At 60.5% G+C, this 18,181-nt stretch carries 19 protein-coding genes; 7 read left to right on the forward strand and 12 right to left on the reverse strand.

Translation table 11 applies throughout. From position 1 onward, the window contains the following. Positions 1-44 precede the first annotated feature (44 nt). Entirely contained in the window at positions 45-692 is a 648-nt protein-coding gene (locus E2I15_RS19405; RefSeq protein WP_246668036.1) for a BON domain-containing protein, read from the reverse strand. A gap of 238 nt (positions 693-930) precedes the next feature. Then, entirely contained in the window at positions 931-1,395 is a 465-nt protein-coding gene (locus E2I15_RS19410; protein WP_137478822.1) for a host attachment protein, read from the reverse strand. 127 nt (positions 1,396-1,522) lie between these two features. Between E2I15_RS19410 and E2I15_RS19415 the strand changes: the two genes are divergently transcribed. Next, positions 1,523-2,209 (forward strand): CBS domain-containing protein, encoded by a 687-nt coding sequence (locus E2I15_RS19415; RefSeq protein ID WP_137478702.1) that lies wholly within the window; start codon positions 1,523-1,525, stop codon positions 2,207-2,209. Positions 2,210-2,285: 76 nt separating this feature from the next. Here E2I15_RS19415 and E2I15_RS19420 read toward each other — a convergent pair whose 3' ends face one another. From E2I15_RS19420 to E2I15_RS19435, 4 genes are all read right to left on the reverse strand, one after another. After that, complete coding sequence (locus E2I15_RS19420) at positions 2,286-2,912, reverse strand: S1C family serine protease (protein ID WP_246668037.1); 627 nt, start codon at positions 2,910-2,912, stop codon at positions 2,286-2,288. A 165-nt stretch (positions 2,913-3,077) separates the two neighbouring features. Further along, positions 3,078-3,578 (reverse strand): hypothetical protein, encoded by a 501-nt coding sequence (locus E2I15_RS19425; RefSeq protein WP_137478703.1) that lies wholly within the window; start codon positions 3,576-3,578, stop codon positions 3,078-3,080. A gap of 179 nt (positions 3,579-3,757) precedes the next feature. Continuing rightward, the gene (locus E2I15_RS19430; protein WP_246668038.1) at positions 3,758-4,255 is read right to left on the reverse strand and encodes a c-type cytochrome; all 498 of its coding nucleotides are present in this window, start codon (positions 4,253-4,255) and stop codon (positions 3,758-3,760) included. Between the two features lie 159 nt (positions 4,256-4,414). Further along, complete coding sequence (locus tag E2I15_RS19435; RefSeq protein WP_155262463.1) at positions 4,415-4,579, reverse strand: hypothetical protein; 165 nt, start codon at positions 4,577-4,579, stop codon at positions 4,415-4,417. A 147-nt stretch (positions 4,580-4,726) separates the two neighbouring features. On the opposite strand from E2I15_RS19435, the gene E2I15_RS19440 reads away from it, so the two are divergent. Further along, positions 4,727-4,960, forward strand: coding sequence for a DUF6894 family protein (locus E2I15_RS19440; protein WP_137478704.1), 234 nt, complete (start codon positions 4,727-4,729; stop codon positions 4,958-4,960). A 219-nt stretch (positions 4,961-5,179) separates the two neighbouring features. Here the strand turns inward: E2I15_RS19440 and E2I15_RS19445 are convergent, their stop codons facing one another. Beyond that, positions 5,180-5,347, reverse strand: coding sequence for a hypothetical protein (locus E2I15_RS19445; protein WP_155262464.1), 168 nt, complete (start codon positions 5,345-5,347; stop codon positions 5,180-5,182). Between the two features lie 460 nt (positions 5,348-5,807). Between E2I15_RS19445 and E2I15_RS19450 the strand changes: the two genes are divergently transcribed. Then, the gene (locus tag E2I15_RS19450) at positions 5,808-6,335 is read left to right on the forward strand and encodes an Hsp20/alpha crystallin family protein (protein ID WP_137478705.1); all 528 of its coding nucleotides are present in this window, start codon (positions 5,808-5,810) and stop codon (positions 6,333-6,335) included. A gap of 87 nt (positions 6,336-6,422) precedes the next feature. Then, positions 6,423-8,045 (forward strand): chaperonin GroEL, encoded by a 1,623-nt coding sequence (gene groL, locus E2I15_RS19455; RefSeq protein ID WP_137478706.1) that lies wholly within the window; start codon positions 6,423-6,425, stop codon positions 8,043-8,045. A gap of 257 nt (positions 8,046-8,302) precedes the next feature. Here groL and E2I15_RS19460 read toward each other — a convergent pair whose 3' ends face one another. Genes E2I15_RS19460 through E2I15_RS19470 form a run of 3 tightly spaced genes read right to left on the reverse strand, consistent with a single transcriptional unit; the run spans position 8,303 to position 11,558 of the window. Beyond that, positions 8,303-8,512 (reverse strand): hypothetical protein, encoded by a 210-nt coding sequence (locus E2I15_RS19460; protein ID WP_137478707.1) that lies wholly within the window; start codon positions 8,510-8,512, stop codon positions 8,303-8,305. Between the two features lie 20 nt (positions 8,513-8,532). Beyond that, entirely contained in the window at positions 8,533-9,504 is a 972-nt protein-coding gene (locus tag E2I15_RS19465; protein WP_246668039.1) for a universal stress protein, read from the reverse strand. A gap of 11 nt (positions 9,505-9,515) precedes the next feature. Next, a complete protein-coding gene (locus E2I15_RS19470) occupies positions 9,516-11,558 on the reverse strand; it encodes a protein-L-isoaspartate(D-aspartate) O-methyltransferase (protein WP_137478708.1) in 2,043 nt (680 codons plus the stop codon). Between the two features lie 346 nt (positions 11,559-11,904). Between E2I15_RS19470 and E2I15_RS19475 the strand changes: the two genes are divergently transcribed. Beyond that, on the forward strand, positions 11,905-12,591 hold the full coding sequence (locus tag E2I15_RS19475) for a CBS domain-containing protein (RefSeq protein ID WP_137478709.1): 687 nt from the start codon (positions 11,905-11,907) through the stop codon (positions 12,589-12,591). Here the strand turns inward: E2I15_RS19475 and ftsH are convergent. After that, a complete protein-coding gene (gene ftsH / locus E2I15_RS19480; RefSeq protein WP_422109838.1) occupies positions 12,585-14,405 on the reverse strand; it encodes an ATP-dependent zinc metalloprotease FtsH in 1,821 nt (606 codons plus the stop codon). The genes E2I15_RS19475 and ftsH overlap by 7 nt on opposite strands. A gap of 270 nt (positions 14,406-14,675) precedes the next feature. Here ftsH and E2I15_RS19485 point away from each other — a divergent pair, with 270 nt between their 5' ends. Beyond that, entirely contained in the window at positions 14,676-16,433 is a 1,758-nt protein-coding gene (locus E2I15_RS19485) for a PHA/PHB synthase family protein (RefSeq protein ID WP_137478711.1), read from the forward strand. Positions 16,434-16,545: 112 nt separating this feature from the next. Here E2I15_RS19485 and E2I15_RS19490 read toward each other — a convergent pair whose 3' ends face one another. Beyond that, positions 16,546-17,292, reverse strand: coding sequence for a nitroreductase family protein (locus E2I15_RS19490; protein WP_246668040.1), 747 nt, complete (start codon positions 17,290-17,292; stop codon positions 16,546-16,548). A 21-nt stretch (positions 17,293-17,313) separates the two neighbouring features. Here E2I15_RS19490 and E2I15_RS19495 point away from each other — a divergent pair, with 21 nt between their 5' ends. Then, complete coding sequence (locus E2I15_RS19495; RefSeq protein ID WP_170991494.1) at positions 17,314-18,045, forward strand: CBS domain-containing protein; 732 nt, start codon at positions 17,314-17,316, stop codon at positions 18,043-18,045. Positions 18,046-18,181 lie beyond the last annotated feature (136 nt).

An 18,181-nucleotide genomic window follows, 5' to 3' on the forward strand; every position in this document is an offset into this window, starting at 1 on the left:
CAGGAAGGCCAATCCCCGGCCATCCTGCCACCAACTACAGGAAGTCAGCCGACCGTTAGCCGGTCCTCAACCGAGTGAACGCCAGGTGCGGACCAGGCGGCGTTTTCGATCGCACGCCGTTCCTGCCAGTTGCCAACCATGCCCTCGAGAACAACGCAGTCGTCGTCTCGAACGGAGACCCGGACCGCCCTTGCCTGCGTCTCGGCGCGCCGCTTCAACGCGCCCTCGATCTTGGCCTTGACGTTCTCAGCCTTGATGCGCGGCGCGACCTGGATATTGTTGCTGATGCCGCGAATGCCGGAAAGCTTTCCCACGTCATGCTCCGCGGCCCGCTTCTCGAAATACCAGTCGACGTTTCCCGACAGCGTGACCCAGCCGTCACGAACCAGGACGGTGACGCCCGCCGGCACGACCGTGTCCCAAGCGAGAATGTCGAGCGCCCGTTTTGCAATTTCATCGTCGGCGGTCTTCTTGTCGCTCGGCGCGCGAACGTCGATTTCGTCCGCGATTGCCTTGACGCCCTTGACCCGCCGCGCCGCCGAGATCGCCGAGAGCTTCTCAAGATACGTTTTGACGTAGCCGCTGAGCGTGACGACGCCACCTTCCGCCATCACACCAATATGGGCAGCGTCCACGCTCGGCTCGAACTCCAGCTCGTCCAGTACATCCTGACGCAATTGCAGTGCCGTCATGGCGGCCTCCATTGTTTGATCGAAAATTATAATGAACCGCGGGCGGCTCAGCATTGCCTTGCGCTGGATCAACGCAGGACTGGGTTCGACTGAACGATCGACGGACGCCTCAGGTCATTCATTCGCATGGCAATCGGTTCGCTCGCTTCTGCCGGCCGGCCAGCGGCGCCAACCGATCACGACGCGCGTCACGAGGACGTCAAGCCTCCGCGCATTACAGCCTTGGCTTCGCGGCGCATTATCGCGTGGGCAACGCAAGCGCTTCCACGACGTGCTTTTCGATTTCCCGGACAGCAAGCTTGGTCAGATCCTTGGGAATCTCTGCAATGATATGGCGCTTGACGTCGGGATGCAGCGTCGTCCGAAGTTCGGCCAGCGTGCGCGGCGGAGCGACGATGACAAGCGCCGTCGCCTTTCCACTCCGGACGATCTCCTCCGCGGCCCGCGCAACCCGCTTTGTAAACCGATACTCCTCGAGTTCGTGCCAGTTCGTCGGCTCGACGGCCCCCCTCTGACCGGAGGCGATCCCCTTTACGAAGTGTCCCGGGCGGTCGGTGCCTTGCAGATGCGTTGCCTGGTTCTGGTCTTCGAAGACAGCCTCCGCCTTCAGGCTGGGGAGCCGATTGTCGCCTTCGTTGCGAAGCAGCAGCGCCTTGCGCCCGTCCCCGACAAACACCAGCGCGTTGTTTGGAATTCCCGCCATCGACATCCTCCGCTTCAACAAAACCACTCTAATGCCGGGAGGGGCCAGATCAATTGATCGGGGTCAAATCATATATGCGCGTGATGTCGCAGAATGTAGCATCTTCCCGTCTACAGAGAGCACAATCATGCAAGCACGTGACGTCATGGTGTCGCCTGTCATCGCGGTGGACTCCAACGCGACGGTGCAGCGGGTTGCCTCCTTGCTGCTCCAGCACCGCATCAGCGCCGTTCCCGTTGTCGGCAAGGAAAGCGAACTCGTCGGGATCGTCACGGAAAGCGACTTGATGCATCGGACCGAGGCGGGCACCGAGCGCCCATATTCGTGGTGGCTGCGGTTGCTGGCCGGAGACGCGCAAATGGCGTCCGACTACGTGAGATCCCATGCTGTCAAGATCGCGGACATCATGACCCGGGAAGTGGTGACCGCAGGGCCGGAGACGCCGCTGCATGAAATTGCGATGCTGCTTGAGAAGCATGGCATCAAGCGTGTCCCCATCGTCGATGGAACCGGCCACCTCCTCGGCATCGTCAGTCGCGCCAACCTGCTCCAGGCTGTCGCGAGCGCCCGGCCGAAGCTGGAGATATCACCCGCCGATTCCGTCATCAGGAAGAAATTGCTCGGCGAGCTTCGCGGGCAGCCATGGGCACACACCTTCAATCTGACCGCGACCGTACAGAACGGCGTCGTCGACCTGTGGGGATATGCGCCATCCGCCGCCGAGCGCACGGCGATCCGGGTCGCGGCGGAGGCTATCCCCGGCGTCGTTGCCGTGAATGATCATCTTCTGGAAACGCCGATCATGGTCTACTGATCGGAACGCACGATCACTGAGCAGCTACCATTCAGATCGATCGTACCGTAGAGCGATCCGCGATCCCGCGGAATGCCTAATTCATTCTGACGTAGAGGCGGTCGATGGCATCCGAGGGAATCGCGACGCCAAAGGCGCGCTCGGATTCAGTTTCATCGGCGCCGGCGGCAACAATGCCGATTATTTCGCCCCGCAGATTGAACAGCGCTCCGCCTGAGCTGCCGCGGTCCAGCAAGGCGTCGGTCTGAATGAGATCCTGGCAGGGGATTCCAGGCCGCGAACGATGCAGAGCGCTGACGATGCCGAAGCTGACGCTCGGAGCGGATCCCGAGGAGCCACCGACGGCAAGGACGAAATCGCCGGGCTCGGCGTCGATCGACCGACCGATGCGGGCTGCGGTCAGGCCGGACGCCGAAATCCTCAGCATCGCCAAGCCATACCGCTCGTCGGCCACCACGAACTTGGCGTCAAGCTGACGCCCATCCGGCAATCGGACCGCAAGTGTCTCGGCGCCGCGAACCAGATGATTGCTTGTTACGATCAATCCGGACTCCGCCTTGATGATGACGCCTGCACCATACACCTCTTTCGTTGTGAGAGACGGTCCGCCGGGAGACGCAGACCCGGGGGCCATCGAGCGGGAAGCCGGCGCCGTTTCCGTAGTGGCCTTTACGCCGACGACACTTTGGACGACCTTGCCCACGAGAGGCGCAAGCGTTTGCACGTCCCGGATGTCCCCTGCTTGCACCGGCCCAAGCCAGACCAGGAGCATCCACGCGATAAGGGCGATGAATGACGACCGGCGGCCGGACCACGTCCACACCAATTTGCGGCAGGGTCTTCTCGGGTCCATTGGCGCCCGCCCCGCCTATTCGGCCGCGGCGATCGGCAGCACGCCAGGCCGTTCCGCCGCAATGATTGCCTTCCACAATGCAACGATACTGTTCTGGGTGGTTGGCAGAGTCGAGCAATGCCCCGCGGCGTCAAAATCGCAGAGTCGCGCTGCCGGATCGTCACACATTTCCGCAAACGCCCGATTGATGTGGTCGAGACATTCCAGGAGCTTGGTGATGCTCTCCAAACCGGCACGACGCTGAAGGTCGAGGAGACGGAAAGTCACGACTGGTGGCGATCCGTAGGAGATCTCGGGATGGGCAAGCCCGAAGAACACTTCGACAGCCGATGGCACCTGCCTAATTCGACTAAGAAGGTTCGCCGCCTGAGCTTCCGTGCAGGCGACCAGGCGCGGCAATTGCGTGCCCGCTGCCGATCCCGGACCGAGAGCCGCCGATATCTGCTGCTCAATCCAGAAACGAACGGGGGCCGGGGCACTCTGAATCTGCTTGGCATCGAGCACTATGCTGGTCATCGTTGATCCTCCACTGCTCTATAATTACTAGCGAGCCTGCTCGCGGCGGCCTTGATGAGGATCAATGTTAGGACAGTTCGCCTTCATGCGCGCGCAGGCTGCGCCCATTCATTGCCGCAGATCACGTCGCTGCGGCCGAGCGCGGCGGCCGCACGGTCGTCCCGATGCCTTCGCGACCGCTACTTCTGCTGAATGCGGTTCAGGTAATCGATAACGGCGAGGATGCGTGTGCGCACGACGACTTCGCGCATATCCCGCGAAGGATCGAGCGCATCGTAGGGAGGATCGACGGTGTGAGGCAAGCTCTTGACTGGGTTGAACCGCTCTCCCCAAATGGGCATTTCATGAGTGCCGTGCGCGGAAATTGGCTTCCGTCCGTCGATAGTTTCGTAGACGGCGTTTATGGGAAAGACCCCGTTGTTGTTCTTCGTCAAGGTCGTCAAATCGGTAGGCGGCACTTTCAGCTGCGCGCTGACCGGTCCGTTGCCCTTTCCATCCGCACCATGGCAGCTGGCGCACGAAGCTTGAAATTCCGCCTTGCCGACATCAGCATCCTCGGCATGAACGGCCGTAGCGACAATAGCGGTCAGACCGCCAATCAGAAACGACTTAAGGCAACCATTCATCATATCGCGCCCTGGCTTTTGGATAAATTTGTCTAGCGGCGGTGGGCTCATCTCAATTTAACGTCCATCAATGGCTCGTAAACCCACAGACAGAGATCAACCAAGCATTTGGCTCCTGAGCTCTCATGCAGCACGATCTCGGTAGTCGGCCCGAAACTCCTCGACAATCGTACTAGGTTGTCATCCAGAGAGAGTGTCAGTCAACCCCCGCTACAGCCCTTGTGCCGGATCAGCTTGTCTGTCCTTCGGCACGATCGGGGCTGCTGACGAACTGCGCTGCCAATCCAGGCCGCAAAGATGATCGGCATTCACAATGCCGGCTGCACTGAGCGCAATCTGAAGCACGACGCCGCCCGCGAGCCGCACCAACAGCATGTGGCATCCAAGCGAGGTCAGCACCTTCGCGCTTTGCGCGGACCACTTTCCCGCTAGCCTCCGTGAATGCCCTTAGGTGACCGACCGGAATTTTCGACCAATCGGGCCGGGACTAATCTCAACAAATATCCAGCTCGGGAGAAGTCCATGACCGAGGTCTACTTCCACTATTCCAATGCCAAGGGAGCGCTGGTCGATGGGCGAGCGGCCGCCCTCAAGGATCTGGCGGATGCACGCGCATATGCGGAACTCGTGGTGCGCTCGATCATCATGCGTCCCGGCCCCGAAGACTGGCGCAGCTGGGTGCTGCACGTCAGCGACGATCTCGGCGACGAAATACTAACCCTGCCCTTTGCATCCGTGCTGGGCAAACTGCATTGAGGAGCGTGCCATGACGTACCTAACGCCACCGCTTCGTCCGAGCCTCAACGCTTTCAAGGCGAAGTGGCGCAAACTGATCGCAGACGTCCGTGACCCCTATCGTCCGGAGCTTCACTATATGAGGGGCCTTGGCCCGAAATGGCGCGCCAAGCACCAATCGTCTCCCCAGAGCTGCCCGTCTTGATGCCGGCGACACCACCGCGATTGACGGCCCTTGGTCTAGATTTGCTTTGATCTGTCGTCGGATCGCTTGGGATCTGAGCTGATCTTTTTAGCCTCCTCGTCGGCCAACAGCTTGCGGATAATGGCCCGCCTATCCTCGTTGGTCTCTTCTTCGAGGAGTTTTCGGTAACGACGGACGTTCTCATTGTGAATGAAGCGGCCCATGGCGCTCACCCATCCATGCGTCTTCCGGGGGACGCTAACGGTACTCGACTAGAGTTCAAATCACGGCGACGTTAATCCGTAGTCTTAGGGGCATCGAGACATGGGAGCCCGGGAGCCTGAAATCGCGCCTCATTGGCAATTCGGCGGAGGTTGGGACGTCCTTTCTTGATATGCCGACGCGCTTCGCCTTCCAGGAAATTCTCGCTTCGACCGCCCTGATCATGGCAACCCTTCTGACCATTCCGGAAGCCGGTGTTCTCTTCCAGATCTCGACTCCACCGTGCTCGTGCTTGTGATCATCACCGGACTTGCTGCTGGCGGCTGGTCCGAATTCTGGAAGGAGTTCGAAAAGCTTGGCGCTGCGGCCGTCAACGGCCCGTAAGAAGTTTGACGGACATCAAGGAAGCGGGACTTGATCAGGCCTACCCTTATTTAGTTTCAAACTACAAGGGAGATTGTCATGGCAGAAGCAGCCACCAAGTTACCCATCAAGACCGAGTCGACGTCGGCTGCTCAGCCGGCCAAGAACTGGCAACCGTTCGAAACGCTGCGCAATCAGATCGACCGACTGTTCCATGATTTCCAGTCCGGCTTCCTGCAGGCGCCGTCCTACCGTTCACTGTTGGACATGGAGCCGTTCTGGCGCCGCGATCTCGGCTTTAGCGTCACGCCGGCGATCGATATCGTCGAAAAGGAAAAGGCGTTCGAAATCACCGCCGAACTTCCGGGCCTGGATGCCAAGAATATCGACCTCCAGCTCTCCGACGACGTGCTGACGATCAAGGGCGAGAAGCAGGACGAGAAGGAAGAGAAGACCAAGGATCGCTACGTCTCCGAGCGTCGCTATGGTTCTTTCCGTCGGTCGCTGCAGATCCCCGGCAGCGTCGATGCCGACAAGATCGAAGCGACCTTCAGGAACGGCATACTGACTGTTTCGCTGCCAAAGTCGCCCGAGGTGCAGAAGCAGAAGAGCATCCCGGTGAAGTAAGCGCGTCGCCATCCCGCCGGCCTGCACCGGACGGCGGGACACGCCGCATTATCCCACGACTCCAATTTATTTGGCTGGAGAGTGCCAGTGGCGCACAAGCAAATCCTGTTTCACTCTGCCGCTCGCGAGAAGGTCTTGCGGGGCGCAACGTTGCTCGCCGACGCAATTCGCGTAACGCTCGGTCCCAAATCGAAATCGGTCCTGATCCAAAAAGGCTGGGGTGCACCGATCGTTTGCAACGACGGGGTGACCATTGCCAAGGAATTTGACCTGAAGGATCCGGAGGAGAATCTCGGGGCTCAGGTGCTCCGCCAGGCCGCCGAGAAGACCGGCGAGGTGGTTGGCGACGGCACCAGCACAGCCACACTCCTTGCCCATGCAATCCTGGCCGACGGCGTGCGCAACGTCGTGGCGGGCGCCAGCGCCATCGATATCAAGCGCGGCCTGGATCGCGGCGCCCGTGCAGCGATCGAGGCGCTCCGCACGATGTCCAAGCCGGTGAAAACCAAAGCGGAAAAAGCGCAGGTCGCGACCATTTCGGCTCATAACGACCCTACCGTCGGCGCACTTGTCGCGGACGCGATCGAAAAGGTCGGAGGCGAAGGCGTGATTTCGGTCGAGGAGTCGAAAACGACGGAAACCATACTTGATGTCGTCGAAGGCATGAAGTTCGACCGCGGATTCCTGTCACCCTACTTCGTCACCGACGCCGAGCGCATGGAAGCCGTCCTTGAGGACGCACTTGTGCTGATTTGCGATCACAAGGTCGCAGCTCTGAACGATCTCGTTCCGGTTCTGGAACAGGTCGCGAAATCCGGACGAGCGCTGTTGCTCATAGCCGAAGATATCGAAGGCGAGGCGCTCGCGACCTTGATCGTCAATCGGCTTCGAGGTGTCCTGAAGGCATGCGCCGTCAAAGCGCCGGGTTTCGGCGACCGGCGCAAGGCGATGCTCGAGGATATCGCAATCCTGACCGGTGCTCAGGTGATTTCCGAAGAGCTTGGACTGAAACTTGAGAAGGTCACGCTGCAAGAGCTTGGACGGGCGGCGCGCGTCATCTCCGACAAGGAAAATACGACCTTGATCGGCAGCGGCGGCGACCGTGGGCGGATCGATGCACGCCTCCAGCAGATCCGGCGCGAAATCGAGAAAACGACCAGCGATTATGATCGCGAGAAGTTGGAGGAGCGGCTCGCCAAGCTATCCGGTGGCGTCGCCGTTATCCGCGTCGGCGCTCCGACTGAGGCGGAGATGAAAGCAAGGAAGGAAGCGCTCGACGACGCCATCAGTTCCACCAAGGCCGCGGTAGCCGAGGGCATCGTTCCGGGCGGCGGCCTGGCATTGCTCAGATGTGTTGACGCGGTTGTCCGCGAGGAGGCCGCCGCCGAAGGCGACGAAAGGACCGGTATTGCAATCCTGAAGCGGGCGCTCGAAGCACCGGCGCGACAGATTGCGGAAAACTCCGCGGTCGACGGCGGCGTGGTCGTGGCGCGCATGGAGGCAAGCCAAGGCAATTTTGGCTTTGATGCCGCTTGCAAGCAATTTGTCGATCTCGTCGAGGCCGGCATCGTAGACCCGACCAAGGTCGTCCGCACCGCACTGGAAAATGCCGTTTCGGTCGCGAGCGTGCTGCTCCTGACCGAGGCGACAATGACCGAAATCCCGGAGGCAAAGCGAGAAAGGACGGTCGAACCGGAGATGGCAATGTGAGCGGCGACCAGAAGGCCATTTGATCCATCTCAAATACAAGACCCTCGAAGATTGCTTTAGTTATTTTGACCGGATGGTTCCCCCCACCCAATCATCCGATCCATGAGTGGATGCTCCTGTCCCCCCACAGGAGCATCTTTTTTGTCAACCTCGAACCAGACCGGCCGTTTGATACGAGAGAGGGGGCGGCCTAACAAATCGGCGACGCTTTACCAGCAGGCCGTCCCGTCAGGCGGACAGGAGACCGGTACCTTCGCTCAGTCCGCGAACATCGGCGGATCCTGCCGTTCCTCCGATTGGATTCGCTCAATTGACTGATCGTGCTTCAACGGAAGTTCGCGCTCGATCTCGACTTCTTGCTTTTCCAATTGCTCCCGCGCTTCATCGACTTGCTCGCAGGGAGGGCATGTCCTCTTCGGCGGCGACACCGCCAGCTCAATGGCTTCTGGTTGATCCAAATATCGCATCGATCGCTCGTTTCGGCGTCTCAGTGGGACATCAGGCAGCAGATTGGACTTGAGGTCAGCAGATCGCGGGTCATGCCGCCAAAGACCCACTCGTTGAGCCGATTGTGTCCGTAGGCTCCCGCCACCAGCAGATCTCCCCCTTCATCCTCGGCAAGCTCGATGATCTGGTCCGCTCCCGATCCGTGCGCCCGTATCTCGACCCGGGTTTCAGCCTTGATCCCGTGGCGTGCAAGATAGCTGGCGACGTCATTCACGGAGTAACGTGCCGCATCCATTCGATCATTTTCGCAAACTTCGATCACGGTCGTGCGACCCGCTTCCCGCAGGAACGGCAGAGCGTCCTGAACGGCGCGCCTGGCCTCTCGCGTATCCTTCCAGGCGACGAAAACGTGCTCGGCGGTAAGCGACCTCGCGGCGGCCGGCACCACGAGCAGCGGCCGGCCTGTACCGAGAATGGCGGCCCCGGGGTCCAGCGTCCGGTATATATCGTCCGATTTGCCCTTTTGAATCACGATCAGATCGGCGCATCGCGCTCCATCGATCACCGCCTTGGTTGGAAATTCGATGGCTGACCGCCATTCGACTTCGCGACCACTCCCGGCAGCGGAGCGAAACTTGTTGCCGGCCGATTCGAGCTTTGCCTTCATTTTGGCGATGTCGAATTCCGTCGCATTGTCGACGACGACGACACCTTCGGCAACAAACGGCGGCAAGACCGCCAGTGCCGAAGATCCGATCAGGCGAGCGGAGAACTTGTCCGAGACCGCCGCAGCAACGGCCACCAGATTGGTCGAGACGTGATCCGCGTTGACGTAGACCAGCAGCGATGCATACGACATGACTCTCTCCAATGGCGATAACAACAGTTGGTTGAGCGCCGGTTGGCGCGCCGGCTCACGACTCCTTCGCCAGACGTTTCCAATTTCATGAAGCGGATGTTTGGTGAGATCCTTGTCTATCTCCGAAACGATGCATGCCTTGATTAGCTTCAAGACCCTTTGCGCTACACGCCGAAGGGATAAGTATCGGGAAGTCCCTTGATCTCGGCAGTCTCCAACGGAGTCACCGCACAGCTGTCGTCGAACCAGACAAATTCGTCGAACTGTTGCGGGAGAACGGCCCGGAAGTAGTGACTTCCAAGCTCCGTATCAGGCCGATAGATCACGCCGACCGCTCGCTCGAGCCGCTCCTTGCCGAGGCCGCTCGGCCCGCAGAGGTCGCCACGTTCGCTCAGAGCCAGCATGAAGCGCGGCAAGCCGGTCGCGTGACACAGTCTTTCATAGCTTTCTGGATGCGACGGCCGCACCGCCTTGATCTCCATCGGCCCATCCCATTCGGATGCGGCAGCGACCGTCCCGCTGTGCGTGCCAAAGCCAACCATATAGGCACCGTCGCCGAACTCGCTTCGGCAGAGTTGACCGAGGTTGTATTCGCCTCGCGCGGCCATCTCGGTCGCGTTGGCGTTGCCAACATGGGAATTGTGCGCCCAGACTACCGCCTTGCTATCCGGTCCGTGATAGGCAAGCAGGTTCTTCAAGGTCTCGAACATGTGATTGTCGCGCAGATTCCACGACGCCCGCGAGCCGTAATACATGATGCGATAATAACGTTCCGCGTTCGCCACCAGCCGCGCGTTCTGTTCGGCATCTAGGAAACGATCGCCGTCGTGCTCGGCGTAGGTTCGGCGCTTTTCCAGGAGATCGGTAAGCGCGCGTACGACGTGCGGCTCGCATGTCGGGTATGATCCTGTCAGTGCGGCATGCCCGTAAGTCGCCGGATCACGCTGCCACGGCGTCAGGCACCCGTAGCGCTCGCGGGCTACTCTTGCCGATTGCGGGTCGACCTCGTCGAGATAATTCAGAACAGAGCGGATCGAGTCATATAGGCTGTAGAGATCGAGGCCGTGACATGCGACGCGCTTGTTACGTTCGACTCCGCCGTTGTGTTTTCGCAGCCAGCTGACGAAATCGCGCATCTCAGCATTGCGCCACATCCAGGTCGGAAAGCGCGCGAACGCCGTCCATTCGGAAGGCGGATACTGGAAATGCCGCACGTAATGATCGACGCGCGCCGCGTCAGGCCAGTCGGCCTCGATTGCGACAAAGTGAAAGCCCTTCTTGATAATGAGATCGCGGGTGATGCGCGCGCGCATTCGATAGAATTCGGAAGTTCCGTGGGTCGCCTCGCCAAGCAACACAACACGAGCCGGGCCAATTCTTTCCATGAGAGGGTTGAGATCGGCAGCTTCGATCGAGGCAAACGGCTCAGCCGCGTCCGCAAGGTTTCGCACCAGCATCTCCCGTTCCGAGGAGACCGGGCGCGGTGCGCGGCGGCTTGGCATGCGGCCGTCGTTCTTGACGGTCGGCCAGCCCTCTTCGCCGATCAACGGGACGAAGCGGACGTCGGCGATATCCTCGCTACGGTATTCATTGGCCGACACTCGGGTTACCCGGACCAGTTCCTGGCTGCGCTGATCCGAACCGACGGGCATCACAAGCCGACCGCCGATCTTGAGTTGCTCCTTGAGGGACTCCGGAATCTGCGGTCCGCCGGCGGCGACGATGATGGCATCGTAGGGAGCATGGTCCGGCCATCCGCGGGTGCCGTCGCCATGCAGCACATGAACATTGTCATATCCGAGGTCCGCCAACGTCCTGGCGGCCGTTTCGGCGAGCGGACCAAGCCGTTCGACCGTGTATACGTTAGCCGCGATTTCAGACAGCACCGCGGCGGCATAGCCCGAACCGGCACCGATCTCGAGGACCTTCTCACCGCCCCTGAGCATCAAGGCTTCGACCATGAACGCAACGATATAGGGCTGGGAAATGGTCTGGTCGCCGGCGATAGGCAGGGGCGCATCCTCGTAGGCGAACTCTTGAAGGTTCTTCGGCAGAAACAATTCGCGTGGCACCTTGCGCATTGCTTCAAGGACCAATTCGTCGCGGACGCCGCGCGCGGCGATATCCCGCTCGACCATTGTCTTGCGGCGCGATGGAAACGAGGTCTCATCGCCGGAACGGGCGGGGGTCGATGTCAAAACTCCCATGCCGACACCTCCAACTTCGCTCCCTGTTCAAGAACCCGGGCCATTGGCAATGGGACCACCGGCCGTTGCGGCCGCGATCGGTTCCGCCGACCAACATCATCCGTCCAGCAGGTACCCGGATGAAGCTATTCATGTAGCCGGCGGAAATATTGATCGACATCAATAGGTCAAACCGGAAGCCACATCCCGGCCGACCATCGCGGTGTCGTACGTTGCCGGTCGCGCCGGGCTGGGAGTTCGCCTCACGTCGGTCCCGCCCCCGTAGCCCACGCTTGATACGGATCAATCTCGTCTTTGGCGAGCTCTCCAGAATGTCAGTCAATTGATCCAAACAGGAGTAGTGCTCATGCAAGCCCGCGACGTGATGGTATCCCCCGTGATTACCGTAACCAAGAGCGCGACCGTCCGGGATGTCGCGAGAACGATGCTCGAAAAGCGCATCAGCGCCGTTCCAGTCGTCGACGATGCCGACAAGGTCATCGGCATCGTGACCGAAAGCGATATGCTTCACCGCGTCGAAGCAGGGACCGAACGGCGCGACCCCTGGTGGGTACGCTTCCTCGCCGGCGAGACCGCCATCGCCGCCGAATACGCGAAATCTCATGCGAGGCACGTTGCCGACGTCATGACCACGGAAGTCATATCGGCCACACCGGAAACACCGCTTCACGAAGTCGCCACTCTCCTTGAAGAACGTGCCATCAAGCGTGTGCCCATCGTCAACAAGGCCGGTGAACTCGTCGGCATTGTCAGCCGGGCAAACCTGATTCAGGCGGTCGCGAGCGCCCGGCCCAAGCTCGCCATGCACCTTCCCGATTCGACCATCCGACAGAGGTTGCTGGATGATCTGAAGAAGCAGTCGTGGGCGCATCCGCATAGCTTGAACGCGGTAGTGACCAATGGAACCGTTGACCTCTGGGGTTTTGTCGATTCCGACAAGGAGCGGAAGGCGATCCGCGTGGCGGCCGAGAACATTCCCGGCGTCGTGTCAGTCAATGATCACCTGATGATCAAGCCTGTCCTGGTCTATTGAGCCGGTATCGATGCCACTTCGGCAGCCACCTGCCCCCGTGTACTGACGCCGGCGCCGCGCAACGGAGCGAATTGCTCTGCGGTCAAAGCTTCGCGCGCCATCAGCAGTTCCACGCCGGCCTCGAGGTCGGCGCGCCGCTGCTTCAGGATTTCCCGCGCACAGGCGTCTCCGGCCTCGACGAGTTCGCGCACAGCGAGATCGATTTCCCGTCCGGTCGCTTCCGCGGCGCTGACTACCGCATCCTGCATCGCAGGCAGGAAGGCTTGCGGCCGCGGCGCGTAGGTCCGCTGCCCGACGTTTGCGTCCATTCCGTACTTCGTCACCATTTCGACGGCGATCTCGGTTGCGCGCTGCAGATCGTCCGCCGCTCCGGTCGAAACGTCGCCATCGAAAATCAGGCGCTCGGAAGCGCGACCGCCCATCAGCACCGCAATCCGGCTTTTCAACTCGCTCACTGACAGCAAGAAGCGGTCTTCCGTGGGCCGCTGCATGGTATAGCCCAGCGCGCCGACGCCGCGGGGAATGATGGACACCTTCTGTACGGGATCGACGCCCGGCAGGCTGGCAGCGACGAGCGCATGGCCCATCTCGTGGTAGGCGACCCTGCGGCGCTCCTGCTTGCTGAGCACCCTGCTCTTCTTTTCAATGCCGGCCAGGATACGCTCGATAGCGACGGTGAAATCGTCGAAGGAAACTTCGCTCGCGTTTCGCCTCGTGGCGGCAATCGCAGCCTCATTGATCAGATTTGCGATGTCGGCGCCAGTGAAGCCGGCGGTGAGTCCTGCGATCTTGTCGAGATCGACGTCCCCACCGACCGTTACTTTGCGGATGTGCACCCTGAGGATGGCTGCGCGACCGGCCTTGTCGGGTCGGTCCACCAGCACCTGGCGGTCGAAGCGGCCGGCGCGCAGCAGCGCCGGATCGAGAATTTCGGGCCGATTGGTCGCCGCGAGCAGGATCACACCGACCCTGGGATCGAAGCCGTCGAGTTCCGCAAGCAGTTGGTTCAGCGTCTGCTCCTTCTCATCGTAGCCACCAAACGCGCCTGGAGTCCGGCTGCGGCCCAGCGCGTCCAGTTCGTCGATGAAGATGATACATGGCGCGGCTTTCCGGGCCTGCTCGAACAGGTCCCTCACCCGCGCCGCCCCGACGCCGACGAACATTTCGACGAATTCCGATCCGGAGATCGAAAAGAACGGCACACCGGCCTCGCCGGCCACGGCGCGTGCGAGCAGCGTCTTGCCTGTACCGGGAGGACCTACAAGCAGGATGCCCTTGGGAACGTGAGCTCCGAGCCGACCGTAGCTTTCCGGATTCTTCAGGAAGGAGACGACTTCCTGCAATTCGAACTTCGCTTCCTCGACGCCCGCAACATCCGCAAACGTGACTTTGATATCTCTTTCGAGGTAGATCTTGGCGCGCGACTTGCCGATCGACATGAAACCGCCCAGACCTTGCCCCTCTCCAACCCGGCGGCTCAGGAAGGACCAAAAAAGATAGAACATCAGGACGGGCAAGCCCCATAGGAGAATCGTCTGCAGCAGTCCCTCCGCCGGAGCACCCGTCACAACGATGCCTTTCGCTGACAGTTTTTCGGCAAGCGCTGTATCGACGCGAACAGTTACAAAGGCCGACTTTCCGCTCGGCAGTTTGTCCCGGACCTTGCCTGTGATGTTGTCCTTGCCGACCGTCACTTCGGTGATACTGCCTTGGGCGACCAGCTGCTCGAACTGGCTGAACGGGATCGTGTCAAACTGGGTGTAGGAGAAAGCGACCCATTGAAAGATCAGCGAGCCAATAGCTCCGGCCGCCATGACGGCGATCACGATCCTTTGCTTACGTGCCGTCTGATCGGAGGCCATTTTCACGTCCCGCTGCGATCCCGAGGAGGATGACCAAGAAATTGCCACCTGCCTTCGTAATCGTGAACCAGCAACCGGACTTGCGCTGGATCAAGTCCGCGGTTGCCGGTACTGGGCTAGGATTAAAAGTGATCGGCGTCGCTAGAACGTGGCCAATCGGCCGCTCGGCGGTTGGTCACTCAACGTCGGGCACGTCCTACTGTGGAAGGGACATCGGGAGTCATGAGTCACGATCAGAGCCCGACCAGCGGTTCGGAAATCGCAGGCTCGCTGCCTGGCGACATCAATGCACTGGTCCATGAACTCGACCGCAGGCGCCGCGGCCACCTTGGAATGCTGCTAGGCGGACAGTCGCCTTGGGCTGCCCTTCAGGCTTGGGAAGATTGGGCATTTCACCTGATGATCTCGCACGCCAAGCAGATCGAGCTCTGGGAACTCGCGCTGCAAGCCTCCATGTCTCTGGTGGAAGGCAAGCTCGCGAACGACGGCCCGGGATCGGAATTCGCAGATCGGCGCTTCCGCGATCCCGCCTGGAAGCACCCGCCGTTCAACCTGCTGGCGCAGGTCCAATTGGCCGCCGAGGCTCAATGGCATGCGGCGACCATGGATGTGCCGGGGATTGGCCGCCGTCATGCACGGCGCGTTGATTTTCTCGGCAGTTTCTTGCTGAACGCGATTGCTCCCGTCAACTTCCCATGGACCAATCCAACCGTTCTGGAAACTGCCTGGCGAAGTGTCGGCACCAGTCTCGCCGATGGCGCATCGCTGCTTATTCAGGACATGATGCGGGTCGCACGCGGCAAGAAGCTGAAAGGGCTCGACGACTTCAAGATTGGCGAGAATATTGCGACCACCGAGGGAACGGTGGTGTTCCGTAATGAGCTGATGGAGCTGATCCAGTACGATCCAACGACGCCGCAAGTCCGGGAAGAGCCGCTGCTGATCGTTCCTGCCTGGATCATGAAATACTACGTTCTCGATCTAAGTCCCGGGAATTCACTGGTGCGCTATCTGGTCGACCAGGGATTTACGGTGTTCATGATCTCCTGGAAAAACCCCGGCCCCGAACTGAGGAACACGTCCTTCGACGATTACCGAAGCAAGGGAGTGATGACCGCCATCGATGTTATCGGCAAAATTACTCCGGGTCGAAAGCTGCACGCTGTCGGATATTGTCTGGGCGGAACGATCCTGGCGATCGCCGCCGCCGCGATGAACCGAGACCACGACGAGCGGTTCGCCAGCCTTAGCCTGCTCGCCGCGCAGACCGACTTCGAGGAAGCGGGCGAACTGATGCTGTTCATCGATGAAAGCGAGCTCGCACTGCTCGAGGACATCATGCATGTTCAGGGATTTTTGGAAACCCGGCAAATGGCTGGAGTGTTCTACGTCCTGCGTGCAAACGAGATGATCTTCGCCCAGTTCGTCGAGAGATACCTTCTAGGACAACCGCGGGTGCCGACCGACCTCGACGCCTGGCTTGCCGATGCGACGCGAATGCCTGCTCGAATGCACAGCGAGTATCTGCGCCAGCTATTTCTCCATAACAGTTTCGCCCACGGAAATTATCTGGTCGGCGGCCGTGCGCTGGCCATCAAGGACATCAGCACGCCGGTTTTTGCGCTGGGAGCGGAGCGGGACCATATCGCCCCCTGGCGTTCAGTCTACAAGATCGAACTCTATAGCTCGGCCGATACGGAGTTCATTCTCACCGGCGGCGGCCACAACAGCTCGGTCGTCAGTCCACCGGACAAACCGGGAGCCTACTATCGCGTCAGCACTTGCGATCCGCTCGACAAATACGTCGATCCCGACACCTGGCTCGCTTCGGCCTCGCAGAAGGAAGGATCTTGGTGGCCGGAATGGGTACGCTGGCTCGACGCGCATTCCTCGCAAGTGCGAGTTACGCCCTCGTTTCGCTCAAATGTGAGCGTGGACTGTCTCGGTCCGGCCCCGGGGTTCTATGTCTTCGAGCCCTGATAGGGAGCATAATCGAGCCCCCTCCCCGACGCGATGAAGCAATATGCGCGTCCAGGAACGGCCGCGACCGGACGCCGGCCAGCGGTCTCGTATCAGTTCATCACCCGAGCAGCTACGGCACCCATCTGAGGACAACCGGCGGCTTGCGAGATGCGCTGTCCGCAATTTCTCTCGGGAATCCGACAATGATCGGCGCAACGGCTGCACCGCCCTCTGGAATTCCCAACTCCGCCTTGACGTCCGGCATGTTCAGAAGGCCGACTGCAAACCCGATGCAGCAGGTCCCCAGCCCCTCCGCGGTGGCCGCTAGCATGAGATTCTCGGCGGCCAGCCAACAATCCGCCTCAACGAACGGGCCCTTGGCTTTGCAGCAGACGACGATAAGTGCGCCGGCGTCGTAGAAGATGTTGAAATCCGGATTGGACAGCATGGCAAGTGCCCGCGGTTCGGCGCTCTGCAGGTGAGATATGGCCTGCTGTTGGTCGAGCAGCAAGGTCTTGGCGCGATCCGAATATCGTCGCAAGCGTGCCTTGTCCTGGATCACCACAAACGCCCATGGCTCGGCATGGAGTGCCGTCGGTGCCTGCACCGCTGCATCCAGCAAGTGTTTGATCGTGGCTCGCTCAAGCTTCTCTGGCGTGTAACTTCTGACGGCGCGCCGCTTATAGATGGCCGTCACGGTGTCCAGTTTGGAATAGGTCAGCATGACCTTTCTCCTTCTTCGGAACTTTCCAATCAACATCTCCGCGAGTTTTGTGCCTTGATCCAGCTCAATTGCTCGTCCGTGGCCGCCCGCCAGGACGCGAACAGGTTGACTCAGATCAAGCACCTGCGGCGCCACAGCGCTAATCAGATACATGATCAGCTACTGGAGGCTCCCATGCGAGCTCATGAGATCATGGCCCGGAACGTCCTTACGATTGCTCCGGAAGCCGATTTAGCGGAGGCTGCAAGCCTCATGCTACGGCATCATATCAGCGGACTCCCGGTCGTCGACCGGCACGGCGCGCTGGTGGGCATCCTGTCCGAAAGCGACTTTCTACGAAGGAGCGAAATCGGCACGCAGCGAAAGCGTCCTCGTTGGCTCGAATGGGTTCTCGGGGTCGGCGAGGCGGCCGAGAGCTATGTTCGCGAGCGCGGTCGCACGGTATCGGAGATCATGACCGCGTCTCCGATCACGGTGGACGAGCAGACGACGTTGGCCGAGATCGTCGACATCATGGAGCGGAACGGCATCAAGCGCGTCCCAGTCGTGCAAGAAGGCAAGCTGACTGGACTTGTGTCGCGTTCGAACCTCATGCAGGCGGCTGCCAGCCTGGCTGGCAGAGCGCCTGCCCCGACCACTGATGACGAACATATCCGCATGCGGATCGTCGACGAGATCGAGAACAAGGACTGGTGCCCGTCGGGCTTCAACGTGATCGTCAAGGATGGCATCGTTCATCTCAGCGGCATGATTGCCGAAGAACGTTGTCGCAAGGCCGCAATCGTCGCGGCGGAGAATGTCGAAGGCGTCGTCAAGGTCCACGATCACCTGCGGTGGTTCGATCGGATCTACGGGCTCGCCTCTGAGCGTTCTCCCGAGGATGAGGAGTGGGCCAAACTGAACTGACGGAGATGGGCATGCCGTACCGCTCCAATGTCCCACGCTCCGGGTATCCATCGCGGGGCGTTCAGCCATTGCTTGGCGGCGCACGCGTTCAGTCGTCTCGGTCTCATCTCCCGTTCAGCCGGTTCATTCCCCTAAG

The sequence above is a fragment of the Bradyrhizobium sp. BR2003 genome (assembly GCF_009720285.1).
Taxonomy (GTDB): domain Bacteria; phylum Pseudomonadota; class Alphaproteobacteria; order Rhizobiales; family Xanthobacteraceae; genus Bradyrhizobium; species Bradyrhizobium elkanii.